The sequence below is a fragment of the Terrisporobacter glycolicus ATCC 14880 = DSM 1288 genome, assembly GCF_036812735.1.
Lineage (GTDB): Bacteria > Bacillota > Clostridia > Peptostreptococcales > Peptostreptococcaceae > Terrisporobacter > Terrisporobacter glycolicus.
Genome location: NZ_CP117523.1, coordinates 2135419 through 2156952 on the forward strand (window position 1 = coordinate 2135419; position 21534 = coordinate 2156952).

General features: G+C 28.7%; 20 protein-coding genes. 2 read left to right on the top strand and 18 right to left on the bottom strand.

Going from position 1 to position 21534, the window contains the following annotated elements; all coding sequences use genetic code 11:
• Positions 1-33 precede the first annotated feature (33 nt).
• The 7 genes from cas5 to TEGL_RS10560 form a co-directional block, all read right to left on the bottom strand.
• The gene (gene cas5, locus TEGL_RS10530; protein WP_018590790.1) at positions 34-1110 is read right to left on the bottom strand and encodes a CRISPR-associated protein Cas5; all 1077 of its coding nucleotides are present in this window, start codon (positions 1108-1110) and stop codon (positions 34-36) included.
• 27 nt (positions 1111-1137) lie between these two features.
• The gene (cas7i, locus tag TEGL_RS10535; protein ID WP_018590789.1) at positions 1138-2043 is read right to left on the bottom strand and encodes a type I-B CRISPR-associated protein Cas7/Cst2/DevR; all 906 of its coding nucleotides are present in this window, start codon (positions 2041-2043) and stop codon (positions 1138-1140) included.
• Between the two features lie 15 nt (positions 2044-2058).
• Positions 2059-3501 (bottom strand): type I CRISPR-associated protein Cas8a1/Csx8, encoded by a 1443-nt coding sequence (gene cas8a1 / locus TEGL_RS10540; RefSeq protein WP_242827323.1) that lies wholly within the window; start codon positions 3499-3501, stop codon positions 2059-2061.
• Between the two features lie 25 nt (positions 3502-3526).
• Positions 3527-4255 carry a CRISPR-associated endoribonuclease Cas6 gene (cas6, locus tag TEGL_RS10545; protein ID WP_018590787.1) on the bottom strand — a complete coding sequence of 243 codons (729 nt, stop codon included), beginning with the start codon at positions 4253-4255 and terminating at the stop codon, positions 3527-3529.
• A gap of 270 nt (positions 4256-4525) precedes the next feature.
• Entirely contained in the window at positions 4526-5107 is a 582-nt protein-coding gene (locus tag TEGL_RS10550; protein ID WP_018590786.1) for a hypothetical protein, read from the bottom strand.
• Positions 5108-5129: 22 nt separating this feature from the next.
• A complete protein-coding gene (locus TEGL_RS10555; protein WP_018590785.1) occupies positions 5130-5759 on the bottom strand; it encodes a hypothetical protein in 630 nt (209 codons plus the stop codon).
• Positions 5760-6097: 338 nt separating this feature from the next.
• Positions 6098-7108 (bottom strand): asparaginase, encoded by a 1011-nt coding sequence (locus tag TEGL_RS10560; RefSeq protein ID WP_018590784.1) that lies wholly within the window; start codon positions 7106-7108, stop codon positions 6098-6100.
• Positions 7109-7336: 228 nt separating this feature from the next.
• Here TEGL_RS10560 and TEGL_RS10565 point away from each other — a divergent pair, with 228 nt between their 5' ends.
• Entirely contained in the window at positions 7337-7786 is a 450-nt protein-coding gene (locus TEGL_RS10565) for a staygreen family protein (protein WP_018590783.1), read from the top strand.
• A gap of 71 nt (positions 7787-7857) precedes the next feature.
• Here TEGL_RS10565 and TEGL_RS10570 read toward each other — a convergent pair whose 3' ends face one another.
• The 3 genes from TEGL_RS10570 to TEGL_RS10580 form a co-directional block, all read right to left on the bottom strand.
• On the bottom strand, positions 7858-9939 hold the full coding sequence (locus TEGL_RS10570) for a CocE/NonD family hydrolase (RefSeq protein WP_018590782.1): 2082 nt from the start codon (positions 9937-9939) through the stop codon (positions 7858-7860).
• A 114-nt stretch (positions 9940-10053) separates the two neighbouring features.
• Positions 10054-11220, bottom strand: a complete 1167-nt coding sequence (locus tag TEGL_RS10575) for a DUF819 domain-containing protein (protein ID WP_018590781.1) — start codon at positions 11218-11220, stop codon at positions 10054-10056.
• Between the two features lie 76 nt (positions 11221-11296).
• On the bottom strand, positions 11297-12370 hold the full coding sequence (locus tag TEGL_RS10580) for a mandelate racemase/muconate lactonizing enzyme family protein (protein WP_018590780.1): 1074 nt from the start codon (positions 12368-12370) through the stop codon (positions 11297-11299).
• A gap of 428 nt (positions 12371-12798) precedes the next feature.
• Between TEGL_RS10580 and TEGL_RS10585 the strand changes: the two genes are divergently transcribed.
• Positions 12799-13368, top strand: coding sequence for a helix-turn-helix domain-containing protein (locus TEGL_RS10585; protein ID WP_018590779.1), 570 nt, complete (start codon positions 12799-12801; stop codon positions 13366-13368).
• A 29-nt stretch (positions 13369-13397) separates the two neighbouring features.
• Here the strand turns inward: TEGL_RS10585 and TEGL_RS10590 are convergent, their stop codons facing one another.
• The 8 genes from TEGL_RS10590 to TEGL_RS10625 form a co-directional block, all read right to left on the bottom strand.
• On the bottom strand, positions 13398-13604 hold the full coding sequence (locus TEGL_RS10590) for a hypothetical protein (RefSeq protein WP_018590778.1): 207 nt from the start codon (positions 13602-13604) through the stop codon (positions 13398-13400).
• A 213-nt stretch (positions 13605-13817) separates the two neighbouring features.
• Positions 13818-14711 (bottom strand): sulfite exporter TauE/SafE family protein, encoded by an 894-nt coding sequence (locus TEGL_RS10595; protein ID WP_018590777.1) that lies wholly within the window; start codon positions 14709-14711, stop codon positions 13818-13820.
• A gap of 223 nt (positions 14712-14934) precedes the next feature.
• A complete protein-coding gene (locus TEGL_RS10600) occupies positions 14935-15720 on the bottom strand; it encodes an ABC transporter ATP-binding protein (RefSeq protein WP_018590776.1) in 786 nt (261 codons plus the stop codon).
• On the bottom strand, positions 15720-16766 hold the full coding sequence (locus tag TEGL_RS10605; RefSeq protein WP_018590775.1) for a FecCD family ABC transporter permease: 1047 nt from the start codon (positions 16764-16766) through the stop codon (positions 15720-15722). The genes TEGL_RS10600 and TEGL_RS10605 overlap by 1 nt, the downstream gene beginning before the upstream one ends.
• A 13-nt stretch (positions 16767-16779) precedes the next feature.
• Positions 16780-17946, bottom strand: a complete 1167-nt coding sequence (locus tag TEGL_RS10610; protein ID WP_018590774.1) for an ABC transporter substrate-binding protein — start codon at positions 17944-17946, stop codon at positions 16780-16782.
• Between the two features lie 16 nt (positions 17947-17962).
• Positions 17963-18793 carry a class I SAM-dependent methyltransferase gene (locus tag TEGL_RS10615; protein WP_018590773.1) on the bottom strand — a complete coding sequence of 277 codons (831 nt, stop codon included), beginning with the start codon at positions 18791-18793 and terminating at the stop codon, positions 17963-17965.
• Between the two features lie 201 nt (positions 18794-18994).
• On the bottom strand, positions 18995-20071 hold the full coding sequence (locus TEGL_RS10620; protein ID WP_018590772.1) for a hypothetical protein: 1077 nt from the start codon (positions 20069-20071) through the stop codon (positions 18995-18997).
• An 80-nt stretch (positions 20072-20151) separates the two neighbouring features.
• Positions 20152-21522, bottom strand: coding sequence for a TcaA NTF2-like domain-containing protein (locus TEGL_RS10625; RefSeq protein WP_018590771.1), 1371 nt, complete (start codon positions 21520-21522; stop codon positions 20152-20154).
• Between the last annotated feature and the right edge of the window lie 12 nt (positions 21523-21534).

Below are 21534 nucleotides of genomic sequence, written 5' to 3' on the forward strand. Positions count from 1 at the left end.
TTAAGCAGTAGGCATAACACCTACTGCTTATACTTAAATAAAATTAACTATGTATTCTTTTCCATCATTGTTATCAATAAAAATATTTTCACTAGTTTCTTCTATAGCACAATATGATGTGTATAAAACTCTTTTTTTAATAAACTCCCTTTTTCCATCTACTATAGTATAGTTTTTATTTAAATAATATACTGTTCCATTTACATCTTTCGCACCTTTCGATTTTACACCTATATTATCATTTTTTATATCATCATAATTTACGTAAGTAGAATAGTTGCTATCCACATCACAATCACCTTCATATAAATCAACAATCTTAGCTTCTTTTATATCTACAAAATCTTCACTTCTACCAATAGACTTTAAATTATAAATATTATCCAATATATCATTTAACGTTTCTTCATCACTTCTAACATGAATAACTAAATTTATATTATTTAAAATTTCATAATACTTAATAGATGTAGTCAAAGATCTAAACTTAGATATAGGTTTTATATAGTTTTCTTGCTCATACCCTTTAAGACCATCTTTTAACTGTTTTTCCTTATCTTTAATTTCTTTCTCCTTTTGCACTAACAATTCATACTCTTTGCTCTTTTTATCTAACTCTTTCTTCTGTTGTGCTAAAGATTTTTTTTCACTCTTAATTGCTTCCAATTGTTGCTTCTGTTCTGTACTTTTATAATTCTTTATCTTGTCACCTAAATCCCTAAGAGCATTATATTCATCTAACAATTTTTGGTTATATACGTCTATAGTGATACCTTTTCTAAAACTGCTTCCTTGTGATTTATTAGCCTTTGCAACCTTGTCAAAAGCTTTTGATAAAAATGATTCATTCTTCATTTTTACAAGTATTCCTCTATCATCCATAGTAGAGTTTAAAAAACAATAATCTGTATATGGTTCTCTATGCATAGATTCAAAATTGCCTTGGACACTTATATCCATAGGATGATACTCTCTGTAGTTACAGGCATTATGAATGCCTCCTATAATCGTAGATATAGGTGGTATAGGATAAGTCATTTTATTATCTAAACACTCTTCTTTTCTGTAATTTGCACTATTTTGAGTCAATTCAATTCTTAATGCTTTCATATATTTACCTACTTTCTATTATAAATTTTATACCTCAAAGTAAGTATTTACGTCTTGTCTCAAGTTATCGAAAAATCCTATTATGCTCATTGGTCTAAGTTTTTCTTCTATCTCTCCTTCATTTATAAATGCCTGTCCTCTTAAAAGTCCTACATTATATTCTTTTGATACTTTTTCTATTAAATCTTGTGATACAACTAATCTATCTTCTTCTACTCTGACTACATTTTCAAAATAGTGAGTTTTTCTATCAGATAATCCTCCTACAACAAATATAGGCTCTGCATTATCTAAGTTTCCTTTTACTGTTAAACTTAAGTTTTCTATTGCACTTAATATAGAATTTACTCTATCTGCTTTTTCTTCTTTAGTTGCTTCTTTGTAGTCTTTGTCATTTTCAAAGTTTTCATCTTTTCCTATCATTTCTAAATCTATAGTTATGCTATATACTTTTAATGATTTATCATATTCATATTGATAAGGCATAAGTCCTGTTTCTTTTGGATTAGCTTGTATATTTAAATTTAATTCTTTTGCTAAATTAGTAGCTAAATATAAGTTATTATGGAATCTAGTTTCATTTACAAAACTTTCACAAGATATTGCATCTGTTAAATAGAATGAACTTTTTCTTATATTTGTTGTTCCCTTAGTGTTCATATATCCACCTTCAAGTGCTCTACAGTTTGATGCATTTAACTCTGTATTAGCTACTTTTTGAGTAGCACCGTTAGATTCTGTTTTTAAATCATCATACATGCCACTTTCCACCATTATGGCATTTTTTAAACTTTCTCTACTTCTTATAGTGTAAACTTTTCTATTTCTAAATACCTTTTGTAATGACGCTATATTTCCTAATCCCTCTGAGTAATTTGAAGTCATATTTGCTACTACTGTTAATGTTAATGCTTTATATTTTTTATTTTCCATTGTTAATTCTCCCCCTTATTTCCCTTCTTTTACTTCTGATTTTATATCTACTAAACCTTTATCATTCGGTTCATAGCTTTTTCCTAGTGAATTTATAAACATATATGCTATATCTTTGTTTTCTTCAAAATCTATAAACAAGTCATCTGCAAAGCTAAAATATGTATCTGAATACTGTGATAACTGTAATAATATTTGGCAAACTCTATCATAATCTTTAAATATTATTGAGCTTATAAGCTTTTGTCTGTAACTTTCTAACTTATTTTCTTGTATTTTACCTTTTACTGCCTTAGCACAAGCATGTATTTTACTTACCATTCTTGCATCAAGGACTTTTTTTGAATTCATCATTGCCCCACCCCTTATCAAATCATTTATTCTTAATAGTTGATTAATTTTATAATTATTTCTATTCTCTTTTAACAACAAATCTATAATTTCATCTAAAAGTATATTGTTTAAAATGCTATCCATTACTTTTCTGTATATATCAATATAATAATCGTCAGTTATCTTATATGAAAAACATAGTGAGTTATAATCAATTTTACTTTTTCCAATAGCTCTTAAAATTTCTATACTAGGTTTTCTTATATATAACGTTTCAAAATAATCTTTATCCCTATTTTTGACTATTACTTCAACATCATAATCTATAAAGTCCGAACTTTCTATAATACCTTTAAATAAAAAGTATCTAGCACTTTTATATTTTCCTTCTGTATTAGAATCATTTTTTATCTTAGCTTCTAATATTTTTTTAGTATTAGATAGTCTGTTTATTTCATAGTTATCATTTATAAAAATTGATTCCCTATCATTAATAAAAGCAAATGGTATAAAGTCAAATTCACATATATCTTGTCCAGCAAAGCTATTTGCATTAAATGCATATCCTATGGATTTACCTTTTTTACCTGCATCTATACAGTATCCTAATAATCTACAGTAATTCTGGTCATCATTAAGCATTTGATTTGTATTACAAAAATTAGCATACATATCTTTTTTGTTTCTAAAAGTTTCGCATATTAGTTCTTCTCTGTTAGATTCAATTAAACTTAGTATTTCTTCACTATTACTCCCATCAAACTTTGTCTTTTTAAACACATTTTCCATTATTGTATTTCCAGATGCATTCTTAGAAAATCTAGCATTTATTTCTTTTATTTTTTCTAAGTCAATTTCATCATTATCTATTTTGGAAAAATATCTAACTCTATCTTCAACAAATTTATGATGTAAGTCTTGTCCATATTTTTTTTCTACAAAATTCAAATACTTTTCTTTTGTAATAGAATTACTATTATATAAAATAGAATCCTCCTCTATTTCATGAAAGTCATTTAATGGATCTATACTTTCAAAATATTCAATAAGTCCTAATATGCTAGCCGAAAATCTCCAATCAGATGGCTCTAACTTAATATCAAATTTCTCATTATCTTGTAACATAGTTTTCAATTAGATTCACCCCCTCTTATAAGTCTTGTGTAACTAAATCTAAATACCCAAACATTGCTCTACGACTACCTAAACCTACATTATAGAAGTATTGTAGAAGAGATGGATGACCTTCTAAGAAAAATGTGCCTACTGTGGTGTCAACATAAACACCATAATGCTTTATTAAAACTTTTTTACAGTTTAACGGTATAAATTTCAAATTATCTATTAACGATTGACTAAATCCTGCTTTTTTCGCTTCATTAGCTAAAACTATTTTTAGTTGTTCATTGAATCTTTCATCTTGATATGTATAGTGAGTGTCTTTATTACTTTCCTTGTTATGATCTCTTACACATAATCCATAAGTTTTAAATATTACCTTTGAATTAGTGATTTTCTGTTCTCTTTTTTGATTGATGTTAATTAGTGTCATTGAATTATTATTAGGTATGTTGAAGTCTTTGTATTTTTGTTTTATAAATGATTGTTGAAGTAACAATCCTGTTTTTTTAGTATTATCAGTTGTAAATAGTACCTTTATTTTATCTTCTTCTAATTCTATATTTTCTTTTGTAAATTTCATTTTTGGAAATTGCACAGAAAAGCTAAAATCTTTTTGTATTGTATCTTTGAAATATTTTTCATAATATTTCCCATCAGACATATCTTGTAATGATTTTTTTATGTAACTTAAAATAACTCGTCTATAGTCTACTGGAAAAGTCTTATTTTTAAGTTGAAATATCAATTCGAATCTCATACCATCCTCCCTTTCTATTTATATTTTCATGGTAACAGATACTATTATCCTAAACAATATACTTCGCAATATTACTTGTAAATTTATAAACCATAAACATATATTTATTAAAGAACTAAAAGTTATTACACATTAACTTTAATATTTGTTTATTATATAAATTTACGCTATTTTTTTATTGCCTAATCTTTCTTTGATTTAAATTTTTCTTAATATTTTCCAAATAAAAATACCGAAGACTCTGATTATATCTTTGTCTTCGGCTGTAATCTATTTATTTTCATTCTCAAAAGGAGTATACCTTTCTTTTCTATACTTCCCAAAGTACCCATCAACAGAGTACTCAAAAACTTCATATGTATTTTTATCAACGTAAAACATCATATTGCCTGTTTTATCTTTACCCATCTTAAAAATATAGTACTCTCCCTTTATTTTAGTTGGGTGATCACCATCTCCCTTGTACTCCACGTCTTTAAACTCTTTTCCACAGGAATTTATGATTGATTTCTTTGCTTTATTAATTTTGTCTGACTTTGTTTCTTTAGCAGCTTCTTGTTCTTGTGACTGGTCATCTTCTTTTACTATGGATATTTTATATTTACTTACATCTTCAATTAAATTTTTTATACTAAAATCAGTAAAAATTCCTATTTCCAGGCCTATAAAGAGACTTATTATTACTAAGTTCCATGGTATGTTTTTATTTTTTATTTTGTTACGTAGATTCTCTATAATGTTTTTCTTTTCTTTTATTCTTTTTTTACTTTTAGTACTTTTATATCTTCGCCTTCTTCTTTGACGCGTAGTATTTGATTTATTGTTTTGTGCTAATCTTCTTCTATCTCTCACCTTTTACCCCCACTGTCAATTGCTAAATATCCATATCAACTATGTAATATTTTTCTTCTTTGCTTTGAATTACTATTTTTTCATCTTCTTTTGATATGTCACCATTATTATTAAGAGTTATGGAAAATTTCATTTCTAAATAGTCTTTGTCTGCATTTTTTCCTTCATAATATTTCTCATCAACTAAGGGTTTTACACTTATGGATTCTTCTTTTATGTCTTTTCCTTTAGAGTCCATATTATTTATAAGAAAATCAACATAAGCTTCAACAAAGTTACCCTTCTCTATTTTTTTCATAGATGAATTATGAGCATCCATATCATCTTCTGAAAGATCTTTTGGTGGATTTTTTTTGTAGTAAAGATGATTTTCATATATAGTTAGTATATCTGATGCTATTTTGCTTCCCTTTTCTTTAAATTTCTTCAATTTGTCAACATCGTTCAAATCCGGGCTTAGGCATTTTATCATTGTGCTTTTGTCTTTGTTGTAAGTTGCTTGAACAAAATGCTCTACCACACTTACTGATGATGAGTTTGCTTTACTAAACATATTTTTAATTAACATTTTGCTGATTGTTCCTATAAATATTCCTATAGTTACACATAGGATACATACCAACACATTCTTAAGTATTTTTTTAATTTTCATAAATAGTACCTTTCTAAAATAGTTTTAAATTTAATATTTGAGTTTTTTAGCTTGGTGCTTTGAATAAAAAACTATTCACTACCTCTTTATATATATACGTTAATTATTAATTTTTCTATATAGTTTAAATGTTGGCTAAATAAAATTTTTCACTCTCTTTCCTCCAGTATGATTATTCAATTTTGAAATATATACCAATTATATACTAAAGATTAATATAATTCCAATTTTATAAGAATCCTATTTTATGGAAAAACCAAGGGTGTATCTTTTTCGATACACCCTTGCCTTTCAAAACAAATCTTACTTATTTACTTCCACAAATTATATATCCTATTTTACACTTTATCCAAATGAAAAACTGATCTAACTTGACCTATAGTATTTCCCAGACTATTTTTCAAATCTTCTCCTCTAAATCTTTCCAAAGCCTTCATCTCTTCCAAAGTTAGCACATCAAGATCCTCCAAACATCTCATAACAACAGGAGCTAGGGCCCTTGTGTAATTTCCATCTTCTATTTTTATGGCAATACCCATATCTACACCATTTACAGCCACACAATAAACACCATCAGCTCCCAGCTTTCCTATAAGTTTTCCATTGGTATTTTTTATTAATTCTGTACAAAATCCATCTATACCAGCAACCATCTCTGGTGCATTGTTCATGGATTTGAAAATTCTATCACAAGCATTTTTAACATCTATTTGTAAATCATCAGTATGAGTAAATTTGGCAAAAGCTAGAGCAGCATTGTAAAGAGGCATGCCGTGAACAGGAACGCCGCATCCATCCACACCTATTAAAATTTTATCTTCATCTATTTCACAAAATTCAGCTACAAGTTTTTTTATATCTTTTTGTAGGGGGTGGTTTATTGAGTTATAATTTTCTATGTCATATCCTTTTGCTAAGCAAGATGCAAGCATTCCACTGTGTTTTCCTGAGCAATCAGAATTGGCTGGAATTAAGTGAATATGATTAGCTATTTGAAATGTTTTATAGTCTTCATTTAAAGAATATCCTCCTCTACAAAGAAGGTTTTCTTGTGTTAGTCCTATTTTCTCAAGTATTTTGTCTATGACTTTTTTGTGTATATCTTGTCCATAGTGAGATGCGCACATAATTGCTATTTCTTCATCTTCAAAATTGTATTTTTCATTGGCTCCACTTAAAAACACATTAATAGCTTGAACTGGCTTTAGTGATGAACGTAAATATGCGACTTTGTAAGGATCTCCTTTGTAGTATTTAAGTTTTCCATCTTTTCCTACTACTGCCACATCACCTCTATGGATATTTTCCACCAATGGACCTCTGCTTACTTCTAAAAGAACTTCTGACATTTCATACTCCCCCTTTTTTTTTAATTATCAACTGTATTTTTTATCAGAAAATTTTTTAATATTTATACTTCTATTATATATTTTTTCTTATTTTAAGGTTAATCTTTAGGATTGTATACTTGAAAAGCAAATATAAGACAAATACCTGATAAGACCGAAAAACTGTAACCTTTGTCTTATTTTCCTTATATGATAGAGTAATATTAATTTTTGAAAGTTGGTGATTATATGGAATTTGACCCAAACAAACTAGAAACCACATTTATCCCACCTATGACACCCTTGGGCCCAATTGAAGGCAGAAAATACACCCTTACTCATTCAGATACTACAGGTATGCTCTTTTTAGATATTGGTCCTGAGTACAATTATTCTGCCATAAATGAAGAACTGAGAGATGAACTTTTGGGAAAATATAAAAGATATGGTTATAACTCATATATATTGATTTTTTATGCTTATGTTGGAGATTCTGATTATTTTGCTGCATCAATGAAGTACGGTGCTTTTAAATATCATCTACCTTTTGCTCTTCAAGCTATTTTTTATGGAGATAAAGAATTATTAAATGAACACGATTTTTTACTTGATACACCTATTTACGTGAAATTTGATTCTGAAATTGCCATTTTTGACAATTATGAAAATTATGGTTATGTAAGAGACTATATCTTATAGTTAATATAAATAAAAAAATCCCAAGCTATTTTTGAACTTGGGATTTCTAATTAAATACTTATGTATCTAGTTTAATTTTCTTTTCTAACAACTATTTTAGAAGGATATTTTCTACCATGATGCACTTTATTATTTGCTATTACTGTAACTTCACTGTTATATCCATCTTTTGTATTACTATTTGGGAATATAAAGTTTTTAGCACTTGATGTTACAGTAAATCTTATCTTATGACCCTTTTTAAACCTATTAGATATTTTTGTAGTTAATATATTTATCTTATATACTTCATCTTTTTCTAAATACTTAGGCTGTGAAAAACCATCTCTATATTTAGCTGAAATAAGTCCATCAGCTAATTTTATAGATTTTCCATTTTCATCAACATCTGTAACTCTAACTACAAAGTCTGTGTCTACAGCATCAGAAGATATATAAAGTTCTACTTCTATATCTCCTGTTATAGTAAAATCTTCTTCAAGAGTATCTGTCGTATAGCATAATATATCTTGTCTTTTTTCTTCTTCTGTGTAATCTTCTGGAACTTCTATTTCATTTTCACTCATATCTATAATATGAGTAGAAGGATTTTTAGGATCATAATCGTAAGCATCCACACCTTCTTTTTCCACATTTTCAAATACAAGCTTTCCATTTCCATCAGATGTATTAGCATTACCTTCACTACTTAAGTATATTTCTACTTTATTGGCTTCTGGTACAGGCCAATTTTTAGCACTTTTCCATTCATTTGAACCAACTGTGTAATATTCTACTGGCTCTGTTTTATCTATTCCATTTTGGATTCCTTTTAAATGTAAATCAAACCACTTTAAGAAGTTTAAATCTAAATCAAATCTAAGAGCATTACTTCCAAAGTCTACTCCATGTAAATCATATCTTGAGTTTCCACTATGTTGCCATGGCCCAAGTATTACTTTACGCTTACCTTGTGGGAAGTCTTTCACTATATCTAAAGCTTCTGTAGTTCCCATTCCATTATCATCAAACCATCCTGACATTATTAAAGCAGGTATTTCTCTTTTTTGACTTCTTTGATGCCAATTTGACATATGCCAAAACTCATTATAATCTTTTTGTTCTAACCATTTATCTAAAAATCCTATTTTATATCCTAAAGCTTGCTCTGGTATTTTATTTAAAGGTCTGATATTTAATACTTCTTCCCAGTCATCTCTTTCCATTAGTTCTGGTTTGAATTTTTGCTGAGATACGGCAAATGCCCATGCTAACATTCCAGAAGTAAATGCTCCACCTCGTCTTGGTAAATCAACAAAAGAACTGCCAGCACAAACTATACTTACCATAGCACTAAGGTATGGATTTCCACTAGCTGATGCTGCCCATTGCACATATCCTAAATATGAACCACCAATCATACCTACTTTTTTACTACTCCATGGTCTATTAGCAATCCATGTTATAGTATCGTCTCCATCTTCAACTTCAAAATAGTTTGGAATCCATTCACCTTCACTTAAGTTTCTTCCTCTAACATCTTGTATTACAACTGCGTACCCTCTTTGAACAAATCTAAAATACATTTGATTATTTAATTCTTTTCCATAAGGAGTTCTAACAAGTATAGCAGGAATATTTTCAGTAATATCAGCTGGTAAAAATACATCTGTTGATAATTTTACTCCATCACGAGTTACTATATCAAACATACCTTCATATTTTACTGGATGAATAGGCTCTTTTATTTCTTTCCACTGAGATAAAAATGTTTTGTCTTCATATCCTTCTTTTATTAAAGCAGAAGCATATTCACGATTAGGACATAGTACTCCAACTAGTTCTTTATCTTCCATTAAAATATTTTGAGGGAATTTAATTTTTCTTTGTATATAATATCCCTTTGATGCTAATTCATATTCCTCATCAAATTTTGTTACTATTTTCTCTTGTTCACTTACAAAGCATTCTTCATAATAATCTATTTTCTTAGCTAGTTCTAAAAAATCTATTTTGCATAAAGCAACATATTCTTGATTTTTTTCTTCAGTTAATTCCTCTTTTTGTGAAAAGGTATTTGTAAAAACATCTAAAGATTCAACAAATACTTGATTCCCTTTAAAATACACATGTGCATATACTATTCCCGATGAATATAGTTTATATTGTCTCATTTTATACCTCCCTAATATATAATACTTATTATATTAAAAGACTATCGTAGTTAAATTAACGACAGCCTTTTTAATATTTACTATTTCTTACATACTCTATTATAATTTAATATATTACATTCCTAAAGCACCTTTAATAAGATAAGCTACTGTAATACCCGCATAGTTACCGCAAGCTCCAGCTAGTACTCCCATCAAAAGACCTATATTTATAAGACCTTTCCACTGCGCACTTGATGCTACTAAAGCTGCTGTTGGTCCATCTGATATAGCACCAACTATTGATAGTAAAACAAACTCATATTTAACTTTAAATAAACGAGTTATTATTAAATGTAATAAAGTACATCCTGCAACAACACAGAAACAGAATATAGTTATATATAAAGTTGATCCAAAGAATTGTTGTAAATCAACTGCAAATCCTATAGTTACTAAGAATAATAACGCTATGTATAATCCTAAGTCAAAGTTTCCTCTAAGTTTTTTAACTTGTGGGAATTGAGCTACTATTATAGATATAGTTGTTATTAGTATTACTCTTCCTGCACTTCTGAATCCTTCACTGAAGAACATTCCTGCAAGTTGTGTAGCTATTGCAACTACTGTAAATCCTATAGCAAGCATCCAAGCTATATCTTGTATACTCCACTCTTTAGAAGCCATAAGTTCTGTATGATCTCCATTACCTTCAAGCTCCTCTGGTGTATGGTGATAAGGCCATATTTTATTAAAGAATTTAGAGTTTCTTAAAATCGCTGGTGCTGCAAACATGAATATTAAAGTTGGTATACCTATTACATAGTCTGCTGCATTTGCTGCTGCTATTGTTTCACGAGCTGCATCAAGTCCTACTGCTATAGCTGTAAGGTTTGAACTACCTCCTGTATATGTTCCTACGAACATCCCAGCAACTTTCCATCCTTCATCTATTTTCCCTCCGAAAACTAAACCAAATATAAATGCCATTACACAAACTGAAAATACAGCTGAACAAAGTGCTATTATAGGTTGTTTAGAAAGTTTTCTCATTTCTTTTAAATCTAAACTAAGTAAACAAATACATATTGAAAGTGGTACACAATACCCTGATATAATTCCATATACCTCATGATTCACTGGTACTATTTTAAAATTTGAAAGTACTATACCTAATACTATAACTGTTAATGCTGGACCTAAAGATTTAAACATTTTAACTCTTTGTAGCCAAAATCCCATCGCTACTGTTAAAAACATTATTAACAGTAAAAAATCTGGTGTGTCAAAAAGTGTCTTCATTTTACTCCCCCTCGTTGTTATATTTAATATTTTTATCCTTTTTTATATTTGTAATATTCTGAATTTAATTCATAAATTAAAAATCAAATTCAATTCCTAATCCTGGCTTATCTAATAATGTAAAGATGTCTTTGTCTCTTTCAAATCCACCCTTCATTCCATTATCAGGATCTACACAATACATGAAACTATCACAATCAGCTTCTGTTATGTTTTTCTTGGCTGCTACTAAACTTGCTCCAGCTGTTATAGCTATTTTTGTTTCAAGCATACAACCAACCATACATCTAACATCATTAGCTTCAGCTATAGCATTTATTTTTAATGCATTATAAAGTCCACCAGATTTCATAAGTTTAATATTTAATATATCTGCTGCATCTATTTTACAAGCTTTTGCTGCATCCATTGGTGATTTAATAGTTTCATCTAACATAACTTTAAGGTTAACATTATCTCTTATTCTTCTTGAATCAGCTAAATTCCAATATGGTAAACATTGTTCTACAGCTTCTACTCCAACTTTTTCAAATTCTTTAAGAACAGCTATTGCATCATTTACACAGTATCCTTGATTTGCATCTACACGTAAACGTATATCATTACCAACAGCTTGTCTTATTAATTGAAGCGCTTTAACATCATCACTAGGATTTATTCCTGCTTTAACTTTTAATATTCTAAAGCCATCTTCTATTACACTCTTTTTAGCTTTTAAAGCCATATTTTCAGGAGTATCTATACCTATTGTCATATCTGTTTGGATTTTATTATCATATCCACCAAGAACTTTATAAAGAGGTTGTCCCATTACTTTACCTTTTATATCATAAAGTGCTATATCTATAGCTGCTTTTGCTGCAGTGTTTCCAACTATTAATCTGTCCATTAAAACATGTATTCCTTCTATATTTAAAGGATCCATACCTATTAAACCACTTCTAAACATTTTTAATGTGTTAACTACTCCGTCAACTGTTTCTCCTGTTACAGGAGCAAAAGGTGCTGCTTCACCTAAACCGTAATAGCCTTCATCTGTAACTATTTTTACTATCACATTATCAGCATAATCTTGCACTGCAAATGCAATTTTAAAAGGTTCCTTTAAATCAATACGTAATTTTTCGATTTTAATATCAACTATTTTCATTATTTTCCCTCCCCATGTTTACACATGCTAAAATATTTTCTTTATTTTGTAAATATTTTATAAAAATTCATGTCAAATACAATTTTTATTTGTCAGAATTTTTTAATATTTGTTAGTATAATATTACTCTAGTTTTTTTATTATTTCAATAAAAATGTTATATTTTTTTACAAATATAAAAATTTTATATATAAATACTATCATAACACCTATAAATCATCCTTTATAACTATATTTTTCTATATACCCACCCGTTTTTTTCATATTTATAAAAAATAAACTATGATTTTAAGTATATATATAAATAATAGAATTATTATTGTTTTATTAACATAGGTTTTATGTTAAAATTAAAGTGAAGTTTTAGTTATAAGCATTACATCTTAATATAAAAATTAAAATGAATAGCTTAGATAAGAGGAGTAATAATGCTTGGAGAAAAAATCAGAAATTTTAGAAAAAACAAGAGTATAACTATACAAGAAATGGCAGATTCAACAGGTTTATCTATTGGATATATATCACAAGTTGAAAGAAATTTAGTAGACCCATCACTATCTTCACTTAGGAAAATATCAGCCGCTTTAGATATACCAACTTATTTACTTATGGAAGTAGAAAAAAATAATAATGACCTTACTATAAGAAAAGATAATATTCTTATAATGAAGCAACCAAAATCTACTATAGAGTACCATTGCCTTACTCCTATGCCTGACGAGAATTTTATACCAAAATCCCTTGTGATTAGATTTAAATTAAATGCTAATAGTAAGGATGGAGATATACCTGTAGTTCATGAAAGTGAAGAGATTATAATGGTTGAGAAAGGTAATCTGATTATTCATACTGGAGATGAGACTGTCGAGCTTATGCAAGGTGACTCCACTATAATCAAAGGAAACATACCTCATATTGTAGAAAATAAGGGTGATGAAGAGGCAGTTGCTATATCTATATTTACACCTGCTTTATGGAAGTTTCCTTACAAAAAATAAATACTTTCTTAATACAAAAAAACTGACACCTAACGGTCGTCAGTTTTTTTGTATTCAAATTTACTACCACAGTTTGGGCAAACTAATTCTGGCATTGATTCATCTTCTAACGAAGCTACCGCTCCAAAACCAAATATTATATCTTCTCTAAATTCTTCAATAAGAAATTCAGCTACTCCTTTTTCAAATCCACATGAATTACATTCATAGTCATATAGTTTTTGCCCAATACTCATTTCTCTAATTCTTTTAACATCATATTTCTCCTGAAATCACTTTATTTAATATATTGGGCTAATTTCTGCCCATTCCAAGGAATATTTTCTCACATACTTACTCATATCACTATTATACACAAGTTTTCCATATGTTTGAGTGCAATATAATCTCCTAACATGTAAAAAAGCCAATAACTAAAATTTAATTTTAGTTATTGGCTTTCCATTTATTTAACTTGCTTGATTTTCAAGTTTATTTTCATCATCTTTTTTAACTGCTGATTTGAACATAGTAACTGCTGTGTAAAGTACTACTACAACTACTAACCAGTTTAACCAGTATACTGGAAGATTAGTAACAAATAATATTGCAAGTACTGAACCTACTATACCACCTAGAGTTATACCCATAGATACTTCTCTTACATAAGCTCCTTCTTTAACGAACTTAGTACAAGCTATTGGTCCAACAAATGCACATGATCCCATCATTATTGGGAATGCTGCCTTTGGATTCATTCCAAGAAGTGCAACCATTGCCATACATGGTGCATATAATCCTATACCTGCAGTCATTAATGCTCCAAGTACAAAGTTACCTACAACACCTATTATTAATTTACTTCCTTCAAGTCCTATTGCATCTCCACCTGCTGGCATTACTCCTAATTGTTTTGCTACTAGTAATCCTGCTGTTGCAAATAAAGCTACTCCCATAGTTAACTGAACTTTCTTTTCTGGTAATTTAGATATTACTCCTGCTCCTATCCAAGAACCTACTACTGCAGCAACTATCATACATATTAATGTAAATATATCGATTTCTATTGCTGTTAATGACATAAGTGCTTGTGCTACCATTGGTAGTGCATGAGCTACGTTTAATGTTCCTGGTAATAATTTATCAGGCACGTTAACCTTCTTGTCAAATTTTAAAATTGCTGTTGTTGTTGCAAATGATCCTACCCCAATTGCATCTAGGAAATCTGTTATAAATCCTATGATTAAACTTTTCTTAAAAATACCATTGTTAGCTGCATTTCTGTTTTTTCTAAAGTCATTTACATAGACTGTTGAAAATCCTGCTGAAATTACTGCTATTGCCCCTAAAATTGCTTTTAACATAATTATTTTGCCCTTCTTTCTTTTATTTATTGTCGCGAACAAATTATATCACCTTCGAAAATGTTTTCCAATAGTATTAATATTTTTTTATATATATTTTTTACTTATTTTATATATATTTTAACAATCATAAAATTCTAATATTTTACATTATTTAGAAAAATATAAAAATTAGGTAAGAGTCAGAAAATTTATTTATTTTGGAAATTATAGAAAGATTAACCTATATAATCTTTTTCATTTTTCCTATTGAACTTAATGGTATTACATGAGGTACGTCGTTATCATCCATATAAATCCTTGATTTAACATGATATACATCTTTGATCATTTTTTCTGTGAAAATTTTTTTAGGATGACCACTGTCATATAAACTTCCATCATTTATCACAATTATTTCGTCTGCAAAACGTGCTGCTAAATCCAAGTGATGAAGGGTAATTAATGTGGTAAAATTATTTTTTTCAGTTAATTCTTTCAAAAGTTCTAACATTTCAAATTGATGATTCAAATCCAATGCACTAGTGGGCTCGTCTAGTATTAAAATATCTGGTTCTTTTACTAATGCTTGTGCTATAAATACTAGCTGTCTTTGACCTCCACTAAGTTCTCCTATATTTCTAGATGCAAATTCTTCTATGCCTAATTGTTTCATTACTTCATGAACTTTTTCAATATCTTTGTCTGACACCTTAAAAGATAAAGAGTTCATTCTTCCTAGCAAAATAACTTCAAATACATTTAATACAGCTCTACAATCATTATTTTGTGAAAGATAACTTATTATTTTTGTAAACTCATCATTTTTATATTCATTTATAGGCTTATTATTTAATAAAATATTGCCATTACCTTTTAGGCTGCCCGTTATATTTTTTAGCAATGTTGATTTACCTGTTCCATTAGCACCGATTATTGCTGTTACTTTTCCAGTCTGTGCAGTAAAATTTATATTATTTAATACATATTTATCTTTATATCTAAAACTTAGATTCTCCACATTTATCATTAAAAATAACCTCTTTTCTTAGTTAGTATAAGAGAAAAGAAAAATGGTACACCTATTATTGCTGTAACTATACCTATTGGGAATATTGCACCTGATTTTATTATTTTACTACCTATTGATGCTAGTGATAATATGCCAGCTCCACATATGGCTGACATAGGTAAGAAAAATCTTTGATCTTCTCCAACTAGTATTCTAGATATATGTGGTCCTACAATTCCAATAAAACCTATAGTTCCAACAAATGATACTGCTACAGATGTTATTATAGAAATTGTTATAAATGACTTAAACCTAAGTCTTTCAACATTTACTCCAAGTCCTGCTGCTTTTTCATCTCCTAACTTTAAGGCTGTAAGTTTCCAAGATTCTTTTATCATAATTGGAAATATTATAATGAAAACAACAAACACAACAGGTATATTGCTCCAATTAGCTTTTGTAAGACTTCCTAATGTCCAAAATACAATATTTTGTAAGGCTTCAGGTGATGCTACATATTGCATAAGTGACTGTAATGCTTGAAATAAAAATAATAAACCTATACCTGCAAGTACCATTGTTTCTGATGTGAATTTTTTTGCTTTGCTAATTAAATATATTAATAAACTAGCAATAGATGAAAATACAAAAGCACTCACAGGAACCATAAAGTCACCCAAAAACTTTAGTGTACCTAATCCTGTTACAATTGCTAATGATGCCCCAAATCCAGCTCCAGCAGAAATTCCTAAAGTATAAGGACTTGCTAGTGGATTATCTAGTATGGTCTGCATACCCGCTCCTGCAATGCCCAGTGACGCTCCTACAATTAGTGCCATCAATGCTGTTGGTAGTCTTAGTGTCCAAATTATAACATTTGTATTTTGTGCCACATCTGGTGAATGAATCAAAGATAAAATTACATCTTTTAAAGATAACATAGCTGGTCCTACTAATATGTCTGTTATAAAACTTATAAAGCATATAGTAATTCCCAAAGCTAAAAATATTACTTTCTTTTTACTTTCCTTTCTATATTCAAACTTCTCCACTTTTAATTCCATTAATATTTTCCTCTTATTTTAATTTTGTAAACCATAATCCTCCAAATTCATATGGTAAGAATTTTTCATAGAATTCTTTTAATGTAGCTTTTGGATCTGTATCTTTAAATTCATCTGGATAGAATGTTTTTGCCAGATACTCTATTACTGCACAGTCATACACTTCTCTGCTAATAGCATGGTGCATTGAGTAAACTTCTTTATTTTTCACAGCTTTTAAATTAGACCACCCATCCCTTTTAGTAAAAGCTTTTAACAATTCTTGTGAATCTTTTTCATTTGCATCAAATCCTAATCGCATAGAGTTACTTTTTTCTGGCCAATATGATCCTGTTATCATGATTATGTCTGGATCTTTTGTTAAAAGTAATTCTGGATTTATTGGTTCTGCTTCTTTTATTACTCCATCAGTTATTAAATCTGCACCACATTTTTTAGCTAACATTCCCCATGAATAGTCTCCAAAAGAGTTTCCATATTCTTTTGGGCCACCCATTCCAACTTCTATGTACACACTTGGTTTTTTAGACTTGATTTTATCAATACGGTCATATACCGCTGTTACTTTTTTATTGTAATAATCTATTATTTCACTTGCTCTATCTTCATACCCTAATATTTTCCCCATAATAGATATTGTTTGTTTATGTTTTTCTAAATCTTCAGAATGATAATCTGTGTATACTACTTGTATTCCTGCTGCTTCTAGTTTAGGTTGTACACTTTGCTGTGCTGTTTTCTTTAAATCCATTGGGAAAAATGCTACCTCTGCACCTTGAGAAATGGCTAGCTCTGTGTTAAATGTATCATCATCTATACTTCCTATATCAGGAATTTTCTCCAACTCTGGAATATCTTTTTTAAACTGATTCCACATATCTAATCTATAATTTTTTAATCCTGCATCCATACCAACGATTATATTGCTTACATCTTTGCCTGCTAGTGCCGATATGGTCATAAAGCCTCCTCCCGAACCACTCCACTGAACTACCGCTTTTTTTGCTACCTTATCAAAAGTAACTTTACGACCTGCCAAATCCGTTATTTCTATTTTTTTACTAGAATTGCTATTTTCTTTATTATTACTATTTGTAGAACCACATCCACTTAATAGACTCATACTTATCATCATCATTGATAAAACTATTGAAAGTATTTTACATCTCTTTTTCTTCATCTTTATCCCCCTATTATTAAATTATGTTTTCTTTATTCCACCATATAACAGCAGATTTTGAACTCACCAAACATTTTCCATCTATTGCATTTTTTTCAACTGCTTCACGAATTTTTTCTTCTATTTCTGGAGTTACTTTTTCATCATACTCTTCCGTCATGATTTTTTGACAGCTTATCTCGTCTTCTATGGAGCGTTCACATCTATAGTCAATCATAGTAACATTTGGACATCTTCCTTTTGCAAATAACAAATTGAAAAGCACTTGAAATTCATCAAAATCCACTTTATTTTTTCTTACACCAATACTTTCCTTTATTTTGTCGTATGATTTTCCATCAGTTGGAATACTCGCTATTATGGCACAATATTTTTTCGAGATTTCCTCCATTTTTAAAATTTCAGGCCATACATCTTCAAACATCCATAAAACTAATGATACTGTTACTAAGTCGTATTTATTTTTTATTGATTCACTTGGCACATCTTCCAATACATTTTCTATTATGTCAAAATTAGAAATTTCTTTTTCCTTGGCATTTTCTTGTAATATTTTAATCATTTCTTTAGATGGCTCTAACGCTGTAACCCATTTTGCTTTTTTTGCAAAAGGTATTACAAATGATCCTGGACCCGCTCCAATATCTAGAACTGAAGATTCAGATGTGATAATATCATTGAGGGCTTGTTGAACTTTTCTACCAAAATCGTAATCATTACTTTTTCTCATTTTCGAAAAATCTTTTGCTCTTTTATCCCAATAATCTATTTTGGGATTAGCTTTAATTTTAGCTTTTCTTTCTCTAAATTTTTCTTTCCACTTTTCTTCCCAATAAACACTACTCATTGAATTTCCCCCTTTTTTAAACAAAAAAAGTCATGAATCCCCTAAGGTCTTCATGACTTTTTCAATAGTTTCAAAACTATACACTATGTTCTATTTTCTTAACTATATAGTAAGCATTCTTTATTTATATTGTCAATATTTTTATATTTTCATTAAAATTCCCTAATCAAATTACCAGATTATATGATAAATTTTTATTTCCTATTTGTTTACTTCTTCATAAGTGTATTTATCTAAAGTATTGCTACCTATATAATATTCACCCATGCGATAAGTTTGAGGATTTACCAAATATGATACTAAATAACACCATTCATCCTTATAATAAACAGGCCCATCAATTATACATGCTTGTTCATCATCGCCCTTTTCAAGTATTTTATTTATTTCATCTTTAGAATATTTGCCCTTCTTACTTGAAGCTTCATTATCATAACTTGTGCTTTCCTCTGGTTGCTTTTCATATTTTACTCTTTTTTCACTTCCACTAGGAGAATATTTATACAAAGTAAAGTCATCGGCATCTACTAAGTAGGCAAAATCATTTATAGTAAGCATTTCACCATTTTCATCTAAGTACACTCCTACAAATACATAATTTTGTAATTTAAACTCTTCATCTTCTTCGCAATAACTTCCACTTGGTGAGTAAACATAATGTATCTCGTCTTTGTTTTCTTTTGTTTGCTCATAAAGTTTTTCTCTTGCCTTATTTATGTCAGATTTTATTTTATCTAAATCTAAGTTTGAAACTTCTTTAAAGTTTGTAGCTAACATATTATCTAGCTCAACTTCGTTTATTGTTGATTTAATTTTGTCTTCACATTCTTCCTTACTTAATAAATTCTCTTTTATTAAATGATTTTTATTATTAGGATCATTTAGTGTAAACCTTATTTCATTTTCATTCTCTTTATTTAATAATACCTTTAACTTATATTCATCTTCTGATTCAGATTTAAAAGTATAATCAACTTTATAGCCATCTTCACTTAATTTTGTATCTGCTAATTGTAAACATTCTTCTTTATCTTTGCTTATGGAATAAAGTGAGGCTTTCTCATTATTAAATGCAAAAATAAATGTTCTTTCTACGCCATAGGCATATTCTTTATTATCCCATTTATCATCTGAAACAGTGTAATACAGGTACTTATTGTTTAATTTTTCCCCCATAAAATTTTCAGGTTGTGCTGCTTCTTTTACTTCTTCTTTGCCACATCCAACAAATAAAATCATTAGCGCCGAAATTAAAAATAATATAACCCTTTTTTTCATAAATTTTCCCCCTATTTTGCTTTATTAATTATTTTAAATATGCATTATATTTTGCTACATACTTTGCTATATATTTTTTATTATTCAACCATTTCTAACTTAGTTAACTTATAGGTTTTATCTATGTCATTAAATATAAATTCGTATTTATTATTAAATATTTTTTCCTTTTGCTCATCACCTTTTGTTATTTCATATACTTCTTTTACAGTTATACTACCTTTTCCCTCATCTTCATTATAATTAAAGTCAATTATTTCATGATTAACATATCTTTCACTTATACCTTTTTCATAGAACTTAGGTACATTATTTTTTTGCTCATTATATAAATTGCTACCTACGCTAAGTAAGTCTTCTATATATGAAAAATCATTGTAGTTCACTGCATCTGCAAAGTAATATAAATAGTCATAAATTAATGTAAAAACAGAGTCTTTTACTTCCTCTGATGATGGTGGCTTAGTATACTCGTAGTTTAAGTATATATCTGAACTTCCATCAATTTGTACCACATTACTTTTTATGCTCTTTCCTTTATATTTTAAAATACCATATACAGTGTCTCCATCTTTTAGTCCTGATATTGTACTAATTTGTCTAACTGTTTTATCTGTACTTTTGTCGTTTATGTAGATGATAGCATCTGGTTCATCACTATTTATTTTATTGTTGTTAATAGTTCCTTCCATGTTTATGTAGTTTGTTAATTCTCCATAGAAAAGATCTATTTCTTTAGATGCCTTTGTTTTTTCAAAATCATTGTCACATGATATAACTAACTTATATTTTCCTGGTAAAAGTGGACCTACTTCTCCACCTTTTAAATCTTCTTCTATTAACTTTTCACCATTATATAAATCAATTTTTGCATCTTGATATGTGGATTCTAATTGTATATATCTAGGGTTTATACCTATATAACATTTTTCTTTAAACAATACTTTCTTTTTTACTATACTAAATGGATTATTATCATTTGTACTATCTTCCACTGAATACATTTCTCTTAAGTATTGAATATCATTGTTTAAATTTGAAGGATTCTCTTTGTAATATTCTATTATTAGTCCTAAGTTTTCTTCTGTTATATTTAATCTTTTGTCACTGGAAATCATTATTTTTTTTAGTTTAGATGGATTGTCATTTATTATTGCTTCCTCAAATTGATTTATTACTTTTTCTTGAGTTTGTGGTATTGATACAACTGTTATTCCTACAATAAACAGTACTGAAATTGAAAGTATTAGAATTTTTTGTAGTTTGCTTAAATTTTTAGCTTTGTTCATAATTTTTTCGCTTTTTTCTTTAAGAAATGATGTTGCTTTTTTAGAGTTTTTGGATACCTCTGTGCCTATATGGCTAAAGGTTGTATCTTCTATTTTGTTACCACATTTATAGCAGTATTTTTCATTGTTGCTTACTTCTGTGTTGCATTTATTGCACCTCATAATTTCCGCCCT

Bases quoted from the DNA above. Each gene is read 5' to 3' on its own strand.
- TEGL_RS10605 (WP_018590775.1), bottom strand. From the start codon at position 16,766: ATGGAATTAAAAGTGGAGAAGTTTGAATATAGAAAGGAAAGTAAAAAG.
- TEGL_RS10555 (WP_018590785.1), bottom strand. From the start codon at position 5,759: ATGAAAATTAAAAAAATACTTAAGAATGTGTTGGTATGTATCCTATGT.
- TEGL_RS10595 (WP_018590777.1), bottom strand. From the start codon at position 14,711: ATGTTAAAAGCAATTTTAGGGGCAATAGCAGTAATTTCAGCAGGATTT.
- TEGL_RS10565 (WP_018590783.1), top strand. From the start codon at position 7,337: ATGGAATTTGACCCAAACAAACTAGAAACCACATTTATCCCACCTATG.
- TEGL_RS10560 (WP_018590784.1), bottom strand. From the start codon at position 7,108: ATGTCAGAAGTTCTTTTAGAAGTAAGCAGAGGTCCATTGGTGGAAAAT.
- cas8a1 (WP_242827323.1), bottom strand. From the start codon at position 3,501: ATGTTACAAGATAATGAGAAATTTGATATTAAGTTAGAGCCATCTGAT.
- TEGL_RS10610 (WP_018590774.1), bottom strand. From the start codon at position 17,946: ATGAAGAAAAAGAGATGTAAAATACTTTCAATAGTTTTATCAATGATG.
- TEGL_RS10590 (WP_018590778.1), bottom strand. From the start codon at position 13,604: ATGAGTATTGGGCAAAAACTATATGACTATGAATGTAATTCATGTGGA.
- TEGL_RS10600 (WP_018590776.1), bottom strand. From the start codon at position 15,720: ATGATAAATGTGGAGAATCTAAGTTTTAGATATAAAGATAAATATGTA.
- TEGL_RS10575 (WP_018590781.1), bottom strand. From the start codon at position 11,220: ATGAAGACACTTTTTGACACACCAGATTTTTTACTGTTAATAATGTTT.
- cas5 (WP_018590790.1), bottom strand. From the start codon at position 1,110: ATGAAAGCATTAAGAATTGAATTGACTCAAAATAGTGCAAATTACAGA.
- TEGL_RS10580 (WP_018590780.1), bottom strand. From the start codon at position 12,370: ATGAAAATAGTTGATATTAAAATCGAAAAATTACGTATTGATTTAAAG.
- cas7i (WP_018590789.1), bottom strand. From the start codon at position 2,043: ATGGAAAATAAAAAATATAAAGCATTAACATTAACAGTAGTAGCAAAT.
- TEGL_RS10615 (WP_018590773.1), bottom strand. From the start codon at position 18,793: ATGAGTAGTGTTTATTGGGAAGAAAAGTGGAAAGAAAAATTTAGAGAA.
- TEGL_RS10585 (WP_018590779.1), top strand. From the start codon at position 12,799: ATGCTTGGAGAAAAAATCAGAAATTTTAGAAAAAACAAGAGTATAACT.
- TEGL_RS10570 (WP_018590782.1), bottom strand. From the start codon at position 9,939: ATGAGACAATATAAACTATATTCATCGGGAATAGTATATGCACATGTG.
- cas6 (WP_018590787.1), bottom strand. From the start codon at position 4,255: ATGAGATTCGAATTGATATTTCAACTTAAAAATAAGACTTTTCCAGTA.
- TEGL_RS10620 (WP_018590772.1), bottom strand. From the start codon at position 20,071: ATGAAAAAAAGGGTTATATTATTTTTAATTTCGGCGCTAATGATTTTA.
- TEGL_RS10625 (WP_018590771.1), bottom strand. From the start codon at position 21,522: ATGAGGTGCAATAAATGCAACACAGAAGTAAGCAACAATGAAAAATAC.